General features: G+C 51.4%; 1 tRNA gene. It reads left to right on the plus strand.

The window, feature by feature from the left end:
- The first annotated feature begins 61 nt into the window (after positions 1-61).
- A tRNA-Glu gene (locus FDX22_RS19660) sits at positions 62-136 on the plus strand.
- Positions 137-216 lie beyond the last annotated feature (80 nt).

The raw sequence follows: 216 nt of genomic DNA on the forward strand, positions 1-216 counted from the left end.
CACACAGATTGTCTGATGAAAAGTAAAGAAGCAAGACGGCTGCGAAGTCGTGACACTCCGTGTCCCCTTCGTCTAGCGGTTAGGACTCCGCCCTTTCACGGCGGCAACAGGGGTTCGAATCCCCTAGGGGACGCCACTTGCTGGTCGTGAGTGAAAGGCACAACCCATCGATATCTCAAAACTAACTCAGTGAGTTACGTTTGAGATATTTGCTCT

Origin of the sequence: Citrobacter sp. TBCS-14 (genome assembly GCF_005280805.1) — a bacterium.
In the GTDB taxonomy this organism is placed as follows: domain Bacteria; phylum Pseudomonadota; class Gammaproteobacteria; order Enterobacterales; family Enterobacteriaceae; genus Citrobacter; species Citrobacter gillenii.